General features: G+C 69.9%; 14 protein-coding genes. 5 read left to right on the top strand and 9 right to left on the bottom strand.

Annotated elements, in window-relative coordinates:
• The first annotated feature begins 1 nt into the window (after position 1).
• A complete protein-coding gene (locus tag BMZ19_RS00925) occupies positions 2–370 on the top strand; it encodes a DUF2784 domain-containing protein (RefSeq protein WP_090305475.1) in 369 nt (122 codons plus the stop codon).
• Here the strand turns inward: BMZ19_RS00925 and BMZ19_RS00920 are convergent.
• Positions 367–900: a flavin reductase family protein gene (locus BMZ19_RS00920; protein WP_090305472.1), complete on the bottom strand. Its 534-nt coding sequence runs from the start codon at positions 898–900 to the stop codon at positions 367–369. The two genes, BMZ19_RS00925 and BMZ19_RS00920, sit on opposite strands and share 4 nt — an antisense overlap.
• Before the next feature lie 66 nt (positions 901–966).
• Between BMZ19_RS00920 and BMZ19_RS00915 the strand changes: the two genes are divergently transcribed.
• The 3 genes from BMZ19_RS00915 (at position 967) to sorU (ending at position 2,875) form a co-directional block, all read left to right on the top strand.
• The gene (locus BMZ19_RS00915; RefSeq protein WP_090306313.1) at positions 967–1,158 is read left to right on the top strand and encodes a hypothetical protein; all 192 of its coding nucleotides are present in this window, start codon (positions 967–969) and stop codon (positions 1,156–1,158) included.
• Positions 1,159–1,334: 176 nt separating this feature from the next.
• Positions 1,335–2,525, top strand: coding sequence for a SorT family sulfite dehydrogenase catalytic subunit (gene sorT / locus BMZ19_RS00910; protein ID WP_090305468.1), 1,191 nt, complete (start codon positions 1,335–1,337; stop codon positions 2,523–2,525).
• A 23-nt stretch (positions 2,526–2,548) separates the two neighbouring features.
• Positions 2,549–2,875, top strand: coding sequence for a SorU family sulfite dehydrogenase c-type cytochrome subunit (gene sorU, locus BMZ19_RS00905; RefSeq protein WP_212633191.1), 327 nt, complete (start codon positions 2,549–2,551; stop codon positions 2,873–2,875).
• Positions 2,876–2,878: 3 nt separating this feature from the next.
• Here the strand turns inward: sorU and BMZ19_RS00900 are convergent, their stop codons facing one another.
• Entirely contained in the window at positions 2,879–3,673 is a 795-nt protein-coding gene (locus BMZ19_RS00900; protein WP_090305464.1) for an amidohydrolase, read from the bottom strand.
• A 24-nt stretch (positions 3,674–3,697) separates the two neighbouring features.
• On the bottom strand, positions 3,698–4,846 hold the full coding sequence (locus tag BMZ19_RS00895) for a pyridoxal phosphate-dependent aminotransferase (RefSeq protein ID WP_090305461.1): 1,149 nt from the start codon (positions 4,844–4,846) through the stop codon (positions 3,698–3,700).
• A 189-nt stretch (positions 4,847–5,035) separates the two neighbouring features.
• Here BMZ19_RS00895 and BMZ19_RS00890 point away from each other — a divergent pair, with 189 nt between their 5' ends.
• Entirely contained in the window at positions 5,036–6,094 is a 1,059-nt protein-coding gene (locus BMZ19_RS00890) for a double zinc ribbon domain-containing protein (protein WP_090305458.1), read from the top strand.
• 3 nt (positions 6,095–6,097) lie between these two features.
• Here the strand turns inward: BMZ19_RS00890 and rhlE1 are convergent, their stop codons facing one another.
• The 6 genes from rhlE1 to hrpB form a co-directional block, all read right to left on the bottom strand.
• Positions 6,098–7,426 (bottom strand): RNA helicase RhlE1, encoded by a 1,329-nt coding sequence (gene rhlE1 / locus BMZ19_RS00885; RefSeq protein WP_090305455.1) that lies wholly within the window; start codon positions 7,424–7,426, stop codon positions 6,098–6,100.
• 68 nt (positions 7,427–7,494) lie between these two features.
• The gene (locus BMZ19_RS00880; protein ID WP_090305452.1) at positions 7,495–7,971 is read right to left on the bottom strand and encodes a LabA-like NYN domain-containing protein; all 477 of its coding nucleotides are present in this window, start codon (positions 7,969–7,971) and stop codon (positions 7,495–7,497) included.
• 46 nt (positions 7,972–8,017) lie between these two features.
• Complete coding sequence (locus BMZ19_RS00875) at positions 8,018–8,863, bottom strand: SDR family oxidoreductase (RefSeq protein WP_090305449.1); 846 nt, start codon at positions 8,861–8,863, stop codon at positions 8,018–8,020.
• A 31-nt stretch (positions 8,864–8,894) separates the two neighbouring features.
• A complete protein-coding gene (locus tag BMZ19_RS00870; protein WP_090305446.1) occupies positions 8,895–9,134 on the bottom strand; it encodes a CDGSH iron-sulfur domain-containing protein in 240 nt (79 codons plus the stop codon).
• Positions 9,135–9,192: 58 nt separating this feature from the next.
• Positions 9,193–9,939 (bottom strand): sulfite exporter TauE/SafE family protein, encoded by a 747-nt coding sequence (locus BMZ19_RS00865; protein WP_090305443.1) that lies wholly within the window; start codon positions 9,937–9,939, stop codon positions 9,193–9,195.
• Positions 9,940–10,114: 175 nt separating this feature from the next.
• Positions 10,115–12,682: an ATP-dependent helicase HrpB gene (gene hrpB / locus BMZ19_RS00860; RefSeq protein WP_090306307.1), complete on the bottom strand. Its 2,568-nt coding sequence runs from the start codon at positions 12,680–12,682 to the stop codon at positions 10,115–10,117.
• Between the last annotated feature and the right edge of the window lie 72 nt (positions 12,683–12,754).

The raw sequence follows: 12,754 nt of genomic DNA, 5'->3' as shown, positions 1-12,754 counted from the left end.
CATGTTCTGGGGCCTGGCTGCCGACGCCATTCTGGTCGTGCACCTGGGCTTCGTGCTGTTCGCGCTGCTCGGCGGACTGCCGGCGGTCTGGTGGCGGGGCTTCCTGCTGCTCCATCCGCCGGCGGCGGTTTGGGCGATCTTCGTCGAGCTGACCGGCCGCGGCTGCCCGCTCACCGCCTGGGAACAGCAGCTGCGCCTGCGCGCCGGCGAGGCCGGCTACAGCGTGGGCTTCGTCGAGCACTACCTGCTGCCGCTGCTCTACCCGGACTGGCTGACCCTGCCGGTGCAGTACGTGCTGGCGGCGTTCGTCCTGCTGGTGAACCTGGCGGTCTATGGCTGGGTGTGGCGACGTCGGCGCCAGCAGCGCTAACGCATCGCCGAGCCGGTCTGTATCTCCTCGCCGGCAATCATGAACCTGCCGTAGCCGCGATGGTGCAGGGTGCGCGGCACCCTCACCGCTGGGTCGTGCCAGGCCTGCACCACCTCGAGGATGAAGAAGTTGTAGCTGCCGACCAGCTGGCGATCCACCACCCGGCACTCCAGGTTCGCCCAGCACTCCTCCACCCGCGGCACCGCCACCTCGGCCGAGGGCACCGCGCTGAGACCGTACTTGGCGAACTTGTCGAGCTGATCGCCGTGGCTGTTGCCGCAGGCCACCAGCTGGTCCAGCAACTCGGCGGCAGGCACGTTGAGCACGCACTCGCCGGTCGCCTCCAGGGCGGCGAAGGAATGGTTGGCCGCGCTGACCACGCAGCCGACCAGCGGCGGCTCGAATTCCAGCATCGTGTGCCAGGACATCGGCATCAGGTTGGCACGGCCGTCCTGCGCGGTGCCGAGCAGCACCACCGGGCCGGGTTCGAGGATGGCGTAGACTTCGGCGAGAGGCAGGAACTCTTTCATCGGGTGGCTCCGGAAAGGAAGACGCTGACCAGATCAACCATAGCCCCGCGGGAGGATCGACGCGTGATCCGCTCGACCGATACCGGCGCGCAGCAGGGCTGCTGGCTGCTCTATCGCATCGACGACAACGGCAACGAGGTGGCAATGCGCCGCTTCGCCAACCGCGCCGACGCGGAGGCCGTCATGCACGACTACGAGGCGCGCGGGCACAAGCAGGCCTACTTGGTGCGCGAGGAGCGCGGCACCCCGGCGCCTTGACAGGGGAGCACCCCCTGCCTAAACCCGTAGATACCCTGTCCGAGCGTACCGAGCGGATGGGTGCCATGTCCGGAGTGACGGAACCCGCCGCGGGCCCTCCGCCAGCCGCCTTCCTCAGTCGCTACCGAGCGCCGGATTGCCCGTAGCCGCCGGCAGCCCTTCCCGGGAGAGGCCCCATGCCCGAACCCATCGATTTGCGCCGCCGCCACCTGCTGGCGGGAACGGCCACCGCCATCGCCGCCGTCAGCCTGTCCGGCCTGCCGTGGCGGGTGCAGGCCCAGGAAGCCATGCCCCTGCCGGACTACGTGAAGTGGAAGACTCCCGAGGCGCTGATCGTGCACAGCGCCAACACGCTGGAAACCCACCGCGATGCCATCGGCACCAGCGTGATCACCGCCAGCAACCGGCTGTTCGTGCGCAACAACCTGCCGGCCCCCGATGCGTCCATCCTCGCCGACCGCGAGGGGTGGACGGTTGCCTTCCAGGGCGTCAAGCAGCCACGCAGCCTAACCCTGGCCGAGCTTAGATCCCTCGGCGTGACAACCGTGGCCAGCGTGCTGCAGTGCTCGGGCAACGGCCGCGCGTTCTTCCCCCACGGCGCCAGCGGCACGCCCTGGACGGTCGGCGCCGCCGGCTGCGTGTTCTGGAGCGGGGTGCCGCTCAAGACAGTCGTAGAAGCGCTTGGCGGGGTTGCCGAGGGCCAGAGCTTCATCACCGCCACCGGTGGCGAAACCCTGCCTGCCAGCCTCGATCCGAAGACCCTGATCGTCGAGCGCTCGGTGCCGCTGCGCGCCCTGGACCAGGCCCTGCTGGCCTGGGAGATGAACGGCGAGCCACTCTCCGTGGCTCATGGCGGCCCGCTGCGCCTGGTGATCCCCGGCTACTTCGGAGTCAACAATATCAAGTACGTCAAGCAGCTGGCCTTCACCGCCGAGCAGACCGACGCCAACATCCAGAAGAGCGGCTACCGCATTCGCCCGGTGGGCGAAAAGGGCGCCCCGGATCAGCCGTCGATGTGGGAGATGAGCGTCAAGTCGTGGATCAGCCAGCCGCTGGAGCAGATGAAGGCCGGGCGGGTACTGATCCAGGGCGTGGCCTTCGGCGGCGCCAAGGCGGTGAAGAGCGTCGAGGTGTCCCTCGACGGCGGGCAGAGCTGGCGACCGGCACCCTTCGTCGGCCCTGACCTCGGTCCCTACGCCTGGCGGCCGTTCGTTCTCGCCGTGGAACTCAAGCCCGGCAACTACAGCCTGGCCAGCCGCGCCACCGACGTCGACGGCAACGTGCAGCCGCGCGAGCGGGTGGACAACGAGCGCGGCTACGGGCACACCGGCTGGGAAGATCACGCGATGAAGGTTGCCGTGGTCTGACGAGCCGTCTCGGAGGTGACGTCATGCCCATGCGCCCTGCCCTGACGCTGCTCGCCCTGCTGCTGGCCTCGACGGCCAGCGCGGATGACACCGATCAGGCCCTGCTCGCCCAGGGTCGCCAGGTGTTCCTCGAACAGGCGCAGCCTTCCTGCAGCCTGTGCCACGCGCTGCGCGAGGCCGGCGCCAGCGGCGCGATCGGTCCCGACCTCGATCAGCTCAAACCCGACGCGGCGCGGGTGGTGGCGGCAGTGAGCAACGGGGTCGGCGTGATGCCGCCGTTCGCCGAAACGCTCAGCGACGAGCAGATCCGCGCCGTGGCGCACTATGTTTCCAGCGTGGCGGGCCGCTAAGCGTCAGATCTTCAGTTCGAAGGCATCGGCATCCCGCCAGGCCGGGAAGCGCGTACGGAACCTGGCCAGCGTCGCCGCCGACAGGGTCACATGGAACACCCCGTCAGCCTCGCCGGCATCCAGCAGGCTGTCGCCCATGAAGTCGAGCACCTGGCTGTCGCCGGCGTGCGGGTAGCCGTTGCCGTCGGCGCCGATGCGGTTGACCGCGGCGACGTAGCACAGGTTCTCGATGCCGCGCGCCGGCAGCAGGCGGTTCCACGGATTGCGCCGCGCCGCCGGCCAGCTGGCGATGTACAGCAGCAGGTCGGTGTCGTGCGGGTCGCGGCTCCACACCGGGAAGCGCAGGTCGTAGCAGACCAGCGGGCGCACGTGCCAGCCCTTCAGCTCCAGCAGCACGCGCTCCTCACCTGGGGCGTAGTGCTCGTGCTCGCCGGCCATGCGGAACAGGTGGCGCTTGTCGTAGTGCGCACAGCTGCCGTCCGGGCGCGCCCAGTACAGGCGGTTGCGGTAGCTGCCGTCGGCCGCCTGAGTAATCACGCTGCCGACCACCACCGCGTTCAGGCGAGCGGCCTGCTCCAGCAGCCAGGCGCGGCTCGGGCCGTCCTCGGCTTCGGCCAGCGCGGCGGCGTCCATGGAGAAGCCGGTGCTGAACATCTCCGGCAGGATCACCAGGTCGGCGCCCTCGGCCTGGTCGAACAGCCGGGCGAAGTGGGCATGGTTGGCGGCCGGGTCCTGCCAGACCGGGGCGGTCTGCACCAGGGCCAGCTTGAGGTCGGGCAAAGTGCTCAGGTCACGCATGGGAGTCTCTCCGAAAATGGTCCATCACACCCGGCACAACTTGTCGGCCGCCTGGCGCAGGGTGTCCTCGCGCTTGGCGAAGCAGAAGCGCACCAGACGCAGGTCCTTGGGCGGAGTCTGGTAGAACACCGACACCGGGATGGTCGCCACGCCGTGCTCGCGGGTCAGCCACAGCGACATTTCCACGTCGTCGAGGTCGTCGCGGATCGCCGAGTAGTCGGCCAGCTGGAAGTAGGTGCCCGGGGTGCGCTTGAAGCTGAAGCGCGAGCCCTGCAGCAGATCGCAGAACAGGTCGCGCTTGGCCTGGTAGAAGGCCGGCAGCTCGTCGACGTGCTCGGGATGGGCGCTCATGTAGTCGGCCAGCGCCCACTGCAGCGGGGTGATGCCGCAGAAGGTGACGAACTGGTGGACCTTGCGCAGCTCGGCAGTCAAGGCCGGCGGCGCCACCACGTAGCCGGTCTTCCAGCCGGTGACGTGGTAGGTCTTGCCGAACGAGCTGACCACGAAGGCGCGCTGGTACAGCTCCTCGTGGGCCAGCACGCTGGCGTGCTGTACGCCGTCGAACACCAGGTGCTCGTAGACCTCGTCGCTGATCAGGTAGATCTCGCGCTCGCGGATCAAGGCGGCCAGCTGGGCCAGCTCCGCAGAGGAAATCAGAGCGCCGCTGGGGTTGTGCGGGCTGTTGAGGATGATCAGGCGGGTGCGCGGGCTGATCGCGTCCTGCAACCGCTGCCAGTCGATGGCGAAGTCCGGCAGCGCCAGCGGCACGTGCACGCAGCGCCCGCCGGCCAGTTCCACCGAGGGCTCGTAGCTGTCGTAGCAGGGATCGAAGACGATCACCTCGTCGCCCGGGCGGACCAGCGCCTGCACCGCGCAGAAGATCGCCTCGGTGGCGCCGGGAGTGATGGTCACCTCGCTGTCCATGTCCACGCTGCGGCCGTAGCTGCGGGAGATCTTCGCCGCCACCTGCTCGCGCAGGGCCGGCAGGCCGGTCATCGGTGCGTACTGGTTGTGCCCGGCCATCACGTGGCGGCCGACCGCCTCGCGCAGCGCCTGCGGGCCGTCGAAGTCGGGAAAGCCCTGGGACAGGTTGAGCGCGCCGGTCTGCGCGGCGAGCTGGGACATGGTGGTGAAGATGGTGGTGCCGACGTTGGGCAGTTTGCTGACGATCATCGGAGTTCCTGAACGAATACGGAGCGCGAAGGCAAGCGGCGAGGATAGCCGATCCGCCGCGGCGCGGCAGCCGGGGGCGCGGCAAATTCGCGCCCGCTTTGCCGGCCGGAACTGTCGGGCGCGCCCCTAACCGGCCGGGCGCGCTGCGCTATGCTGTGGCCCAGTCCAGCGAGAAAGGATGCTCCCATCATGAACAAGGCCCAACGCCGCTCCGAGAAGTTCTTCCGCCTCGCCCTGTGGGCGGTGGCCGTGGTCTTCGCCGGCTTCCTGGTCAACCTCGGCGGCGCCGTGGTGAAGAACCTGCCGCTGGTCGAGCAGCGCTTCAGCGTGGAGGACTTCCTCGACGGCGAAGCGAGCAAGCGCATCGAGGAGGAGATCAAGCGCCAGCGCAACCAGGCCCAGGACGCCCTGGACGCCCTGGAGCAGAGCCGCCTCAAGCTGGAGGCGGCGCGGCAGAACAGCCAGACCGCCCGCGACAGCCTGAGCGCCTGGCTGGCCAGCCGCCAGGTGACCCAGCAGGCGGCGCGCGATGACGAGGTGCTCAAGCGCACCGAGGCGTTGGAGCACCTCAAGCTCGCCGAGCGCCAAGTGCGCAGCGCGGTGGAAACCGAGGAGCAGCGCCTGCTCGACGCCAGGCAGGCGCAGCAGCGCGCCCAGCGGCAGCTCGACGAGTTGCGCAGCGCCGCCTATGAACAGATGTCCGCCGAGCAGAGTCGGCAGGAACTCAAGGTATTCCTCATTCGCCTGGCGCTGACCCTGCCCCTGCTGCTCATCGCCGGCTGGCTGTTCGCCCGCCAGCGCAAGAGCACCTGGTGGCCCTTCGTGTGGGGCTACATCTACTTCGCCCTGTTCGTGTTCTTCGTCGAGCTGGTGCCCTACCTGCCGAGCTACGGCGGTTACGTGCGCAATATCGTCGGCGTGGTGATCACCGTGCTGGTCGGCCGCCAGGCCATCGTCGCGTTCAACCGCTACCGCGAGCGCCAGCAGGCAGCCGAAGCCAAGCCCGACGCCGAACGGCGCAAGGAAATCTCCTACGACACCTCGCTGCTGCGCCTGGCCAAGAAGGTCTGCCCGGGCTGCGAGCGGCCGGTCGAGCTGGACAACCCGCAGATCGACTTCTGCCAGCACTGCGGCCTCAGTCTGTTCGACCACTGCACGCACTGCCAGCAGCGCAAGAGCGCCTTCGCGCGCTTCTGCTTCGCCTGCGGCAGCGACGCGGCCCAGCCATCCGAGCCGCCGGCGGCGTAACGACTACTTCTTGCCGGAGCGCTTGCCGCCGCCCAGGCTGGGCATCTTGCGCACCGCCTTGACCTTGGGCGAACCGCTGTCGATCCAGTTGCCCAGCGGCTTGGCGGCCTTGCCCGGCTTGCCCAGCTCGATCTTCGGCTTCTTGGGTTTCTTCGGCTTTTTCACCACCTGGCCGTCGATGGTGGTCTGCGGCACGCGGTGGTCGGGGATGAAGTCCGGCTCGTCGCGGCGCGGCAACACCTGGCGGATCAGCGCCTCGATGGCGGCGAGCAGCTGCACCTCGTCGGCGCAGACCAGCGAGATCGCCTCGCCGCTGGCGCCGGCGCGGCCGGTGCGGCCGATGCGGTGCACGTAGTCCTCGGCGACGATCGGCAGGTCGAAGTTGACCACCAGCGGCAGGTCATCGATGTCCAGGCCGCGCGCCGCCACGTCGGTGGCCACCAGCACCTGCACCTCGCCGGCCTTGAAGCGCTCCAGCGCGCGCAGGCGCGCCGGCTGCGGCTTGTCGCCGTGGATCGCATCACTGCTGACGCCGAGGCGCTGCAGCTCGGTCGCCAGCTCATCGACGCCCTTGCGGGTCTTGACGAACACCAGCACCTGGCCCCAGCGCCGTGCCTTGAGCAGGTGGCAGAACAGCTCGCTTTTGCGCTTCTTGTCCACCGGGATCAGCCACTGCTTGACCGACTGCGCCGCGGCGTTGCGCGGGCTGACCTCGATGCTCAGCGGATCGCGCAGCAGCACCCGGGACAGCTCGCGGATGGTCTCGGAGAAGGTGGCGGAGAACAGCAGGGTCTGCCGGCGCTGCGGTAGCATGGCGAACAGCTCGTTGAGCTCGCGGGAAAAGCCGAGGTCGAGCATGCGGTCGGCTTCGTCGAGCACCAGGGTCTCTACCTGCTCGAAGCGCACCGCGTTCTGGCGGAACAGGTCGAGCAGGCGGCCGGGGGTGGCCACCAGCACGTCGACGCCCTTGCGCAGGCGCATCATCTGCGGGTTGATGCTCACCCCGCCGTAGGCTGCCAGGGTGCGCAGCGGCAGGTGCTGGCCGTAGACGCGGAAGCTCTCGTGGACCTGCTCGGCCAGCTCGCGGGTCGGCACCAGGATCAGCGCGCGCACCGAGTTGGGTGCCACCTGCCCTGCCATGCTCAGGCGCTGCAGCAGCGGCAGGGCGAAACCGGCGGTCTTGCCGGTGCCGGTCTGCGCCGCCGCCATCAGGTCGCGGCCCTTGAGCACGGCAGGAATCGCCTGGCTCTGCACCGGCGTGGGCGTTTTGTAGTCGAGGGCGTCGAGCGCGCGCAGCAGCGGATCGATCAGGCCGAGGGAGGCGAAGGTCATGGCAGGGGCAACCGGCAGGGAAAACAGGGCGCCAGTTTACCTGCAATCGCTGGCCAGTACGGCCCCGATCAGCCGCGCAGCAGCAGGCTGCCCTCGATCGGCACGTAGCGGTCGGCGGCGCGTACCAGCGACTGCGCGGTAAGCCCCGGCACGCCGTAGACGGTGGCTTCGGTGCCGCCGCGGCGCACCCGTTCGAGCAGCAGGTCGAAGTCGCCGTCGCCGGAGGCCAGCACCACCTCGTCGACCCGCGCCGCGGCGTCGAGCACGTCGATGGTGATGCCGACGTCCCAGTCACCCTTGGCGCTGCCATCGCTGCGCTGGATGTACGGCTTGAGCTTCACGGTGAAGCCGAGCTTGCGCAGGGTCTGCTGGAACTGCTGCTGGCGCGGGTCGCCGCGCTCGATGGCGTAGGCGCAGGCCTCGACGATCTGCCCGCGCGTCGCCAGCTCGGCCCACAGCGCGGCGTAGTTGAAGTGGCAGCCGTGAGCCTGGCGCACGGTGTAGTAGAGGTTCTGCACATCGGCGAACAGGGCGATGGTCTTCAACGGGACTCCTTGGGGCGCCAGCGCGGGACTGGCCGGCAGAGCGATTCTAGCGCGCCTGCGGTTTCAGCCCCGACAGCCGCGGCACCATCACGCGCTCGAACAGCCGAGGGCAGAAGCGCGCCAGCAGCCGCGCGCCCCAGTTGACGTTGGATAGCACCAGCAGGCGCTTGCGCCGCACCGCGCCGCGGTAGATGGCCTCGGCGGTATCCTGCGGCGAGTAGACCTTGCCGAGGAAGGGTAGCGGCTGCGGGGTCACCGAGCCGTCGCCGACCAGCGCGTGCTTGCGGATGTCGGTGGCGGTGAAGCCGGGGCATACCAGCATGACATTCACGCCACTGTCCCTGAGCTCCAGACGCAGGCTCTCGAACAGGCCGTGCAGCGCGTGCTTGCTGGCGTTGTAGGCGCTGCGGTAGAGCATCGGCGCGAACCCGGACAGCGAACTGAGCACGATGATCTGCCCGCGTCGGGCCTGGATGCTCGGCAGCGCCGCCTGGGTGCAGTGCAGGGCGCCGAAGTAGTTGACCGCCATGATCCGCTCGAACACGGCGAGGTCGGTCTCGACGAAGGCGCTGCGGTGGGTGATGCCGGCATTGTTGACCAGCACGTCGATGCCGCCGAAACGCTCCACCGCCAGCGCCACCGCCGCTCGTACCGCCTGGGCGTCGGCCACGTCGCAGCGCAGGGCGAGGGTTTCGGCGTTGTGATGGTCGGCCAGGTGTTGGGCCATACCGTCCAGCGCCGCCTGGTCGAGATCGAGCAGCACCAGCCGCGCGCCACCCTGGGCGAAGCGCACCGCCAGTGCGCGGCCGATGCCGGCGCAGCCGCCGGTTATCAGCACCACCTTGCGGTCGAATACCTTGTTGCGAAATACCTTGCGAATGACTCGGCGCATGCCATTGCCCCGCTGTTGTTTTTGGCTCAGCTTACAGCCGCTGGTGGCTGCCGTCACACAGCGGTGGCGTGCCGGTGTGCTTGCAGCCGCAGAAGTACAGGATCTCGCTGCGCTGGGCATGAAACAGTAACGGAGTGAACTCGCTGCCCTTGTGCGAGCCGTCGCAGAACGGCTGGCTCTGGCTGCGGCCACAGCGGCACCACCAGTAGTCCTTGCCGGCCTCGACCGCGATGCCATAGGGACTGCGCCGGGCAATGTGGGGTTCGCTCATGACGGTCTCTCCGGCTGCTTCACCCTTCCAGCATAGCCGCCTGTCAGGCGCATACCGCTCAGAAGCCGCTCGCCTGCCACAGCAGGCGCAACGCCAGCAGCGTCACTATCCAGGCAAACGCCCGCTTGAAGTGCTCCGCCGGGATCCGATCGAGCAGCTTCAGGCCAAGCCAGCTGCCGGCCACGCCCGCCACGATCATCAGCGCCACCAGCGGCAGCCAGTCCCAGAAGGCGAAGCCCACTGCCGAGAACACGGCCATCTTCAGCAGGTGCTGGGCGCTCATGCAGCTGGCGAAGGTCGCGGTAGTCGCCAGCTTGTCCATGTCGTGGCGATGGATGAAACCGGCCACCAGCGGGCCGCTGGCGCCGACGAACATCGATACCAGGGTGGTCAGGGCCCCGGCCAGCAGCTGCCCGGCGGCACCGAGGCTGTGTCGGCCCGGCTTGGGCCCCCAGACCAGATAGAGGATGAAGGTGGCGACGCTGAACTGGATCCACTGCAGCGGCAGCTGGACGACGATCAGCGAGGCGAGCAGCGCCCCGGCCAGCGCGCCGAGGGCGAAGCGCTTGAGCAAGCCCAGGTCGATGTGCCGACGGGTCATCCAGGCGCGGTTGCCGTTGGAGCCCAGCTGCACCAGCCCGTGCACCGGAATCAGCGCCGCAGCCGGCACGATACCGGCCATGATCGCCAGCAGCAGAACCCCTCCACCGATGCCCATGGCTGCGGTGAGCAGCGAGGTGAAGCCGGCGCTGACGATCAGCACCGCGGCGTCCAGCAGGGAGAGGGAGGCGGGTAGCAGGTCCATGGGCTGGGCTCGGCAGCGAAAAGGAAGGGCCATTTTAGAAGGCCGCAGAGGGGAAAGGGGATGGCGGGGGTGCCTGTCTGCCCTCTCCCGACTCCGGGAGAAGGGTCGGGCCGGCACAGCCCTCTCCCGCAGGCGGGAGAGTGAGCAGCATGGTGCCGCGCTTCAGCGCGGCACCTCAGGTCGCCTTGCGCGGCTTGGCCCGCGCGGTGGGCTCGGCGATCAGCGGATCGTCCGGCCAGTAATGCTTCGGGTACCTGCCCTTCAGATCCTTCTTCACTTCCGAGTAGGTGTTGGCCCAGAAGCTGGCCAGGTCCTGGGTGACCTGCACCGGGCGCTGCGCCGGCGACAGCAGGTGCAGCTTGACGCCGAGGCGCCCGCCGGCGATGCGCGGTGTGGCGGCCAGGCCGAACAGCTCCTGCAGGCGCACCGCCAGCACCGGCGGCTCCTCGCCGTAGTCGAGGCGAATGCGCGAGCCGGACGGCACCTCAAGGGTCTTCGGCGCCAGCTCGTCGAGGCGCTGCGGCAACGGCCAGGGCAGCAGGCCGTGGAGGATCGACGCAAGATCCAGGGCGGCGAAGTGGCTGAGGCGGCTGACCTTGCCCAGATAGGGCAGCAGCCAGTCTTCCAGGCTGGCGAGCAGCGCCGCATCGGACACGTCTGGCCACTCGCTCTCCCCCTTCGCCGCCAGGTCGAGGCGGCGCAGCAGGGCGATGCGCGCCTGCCACTGGCGCAACTCCGCCGTCCACGGCAGCAGCTCCAGGCCCTTGCGGCGCACCAGCGCGACCAACGCGCGGCCACGGGCGCTCTCGTCCAGGCCGCTCAATGCCTCGCTGCTCAGTACCAGCTCGCCGACCTTGCGCTGGCACTCGGCGCGCAGCACGCCCTCGCGCTCGTCCCAGTCGAGCACCTCGTTGACACCGACCTGCTCGGCCAGCGGACCATCGAACAATGCCGGCTCGAGGTCGGTCGCCAGGTAGATGCGCTCCTCGCGCTGGCCCTGCCGGCTGCCGAGGTCGGCGATCACCAGCCACTCATGCTTCATCAGCGCATCCGGCTCACCGAACTGCGCGGCTCGGCCGTTGGCCAGGCGGTAGTCGGCACCACCGGCGCGGCGCTGGCGGGCGATGCGGTCGGGATAGGCGAAGGCCAGCAGGCAGCCCAGCCAGCGCGGGTGCTCGGGATCGCTGACCGCCTGTTCGATCCGCTTCGGCAACAGACTGCGGAACTGGCGGGCCAGCTGGCGCGCGCGCTGCACGCCGCCCTGGGCGGCATTCCGCTGGGCGGCACCCCGCAGGGCGCCTCGCGCGGCGCGGCTCTCGCCGGACAGCAGGGCCAGGCGGCTGTGCAGATCGGCGCCTGCGCCGCGCAGGATATCGCGTTCGGAGAGCAGCGCGGCGAGATCGGCGGCCAGGGAACCGAGGCCCAGCGCCTGGCCGCGCAGCAGCAGGTGGGCGAGGCGTGGATGGGCCGGCAGCGTGGCCATCGCCTGGCCATGGGCGGTCAGCGCCCAGCCGGCGCCGCGCGGCACGAGGGCACCGAGGCGCTGTAGCAGCTCGCGGGCCTGGGCCAGCGCGGCGGCCGGTGGCGGATCGAGCCAGACCAGCTCGCTGACGTCGTCAACGCCCCAGCGTGCCAGCTGCAGGGCCAGACCGGCCAGATCGGCCTGGAGGATTTCCGCACTGGCGTGGGCGGCCAGCTGCTCGTGCTGGCTCTGCGACCACAGCCGGTAGCACACCCCCCGCTCGAGGCGCCCGGCGCGGCCGGCGCGCTGGGTGGCCGAGGCGCGCGAGATGCGCTGGGTGTCCAGGCGGGTCATGCCGCTGGCCGGGTCGAAGCGCGGCACCCGCTCGAGGCCGGCGTCCACCACCACGCGCACACCGTCGATGGTCAGGCTGGTCTCGGCGATGTTGGTGGCCAGCACCACCTTGCGCGTGCCGCTCGGCGCCGGCTCGATGGCGGCGCGCTGGGCGGCCAGATCCAGCTCGCCGTGCAGCGGGCAGAGCAGGATGTCGGCGCGCCCGGCGAGGCTTTCCGCCAGCGCCGCCTGCACCCGGCGGATCTCCGCCTGGCCGGGCAGGAACACCAGCAGGCTGCCACCCTGCTCGGCCAGCGCCTGCAGCACGGTCTGCGTCACCCGCGGTTCCAGCGCCTCGCCGGGCTGGGCGGCGCGGCCCCACTGGATGTCCACCGGATACATGCGCCCCTCGCTGCGCACCACCGGCGCATCGTCGAGCAGCGCGGCCAGACGCTCGCCCTCCAGGGTCGCCGACATCGGCAGCACCTTGAGCGGCGGGCCGTCGCGCAGCAGCTCGCGACCGTTGAGGGCCAGCGCCAGGGCCAGATCGGCATCCTGATTGCGCTCGTGGAACTCGTCGAAGATCACCAGACCGACGCCCTCCAGGCCCGGGTCGTCCTGCAGGCGGCGGGCGAGGATGCCCTCGGTGACCACCTCGATGCGCGTGCGCGGGCCGACCCTGCTGTCCAGGCGAATGCGGTAGCCGACCGTCTCGCCGACCTTCTCGCCAAGCTCGCTGGCCAGGCGCTCGGCGGCGGCGCGGGCGGCCAGCCGGCGCGGTTCGAGCATGACGATGGTCTGCCCGGCCAGCCAGGCTTCGCCGAGCAGCGCCAGCGGCACGCGGGTGGTCTTGCCGGCACCGGGCGGCGCCTCCAGCACCACCTCGTGGCGGCGGGCGAGCGCCTCGCGCAGCGCGGGCAGGACGGCATCGATGGGCAGGGCGGACAGACTCATGGCAGCTCGCAACGGCAGACGGCAAGGGCGGCGATTATAGCGGCGAAGCGCGCGCGCCTTTCGGCT

This window comes from Pseudomonas linyingensis (assembly GCF_900109175.1).
Classification (GTDB): domain Bacteria; phylum Pseudomonadota; class Gammaproteobacteria; order Pseudomonadales; family Pseudomonadaceae; genus Geopseudomonas; species Geopseudomonas linyingensis.
This window is presented reverse-complemented; position numbering and strand designations above follow the sequence as displayed.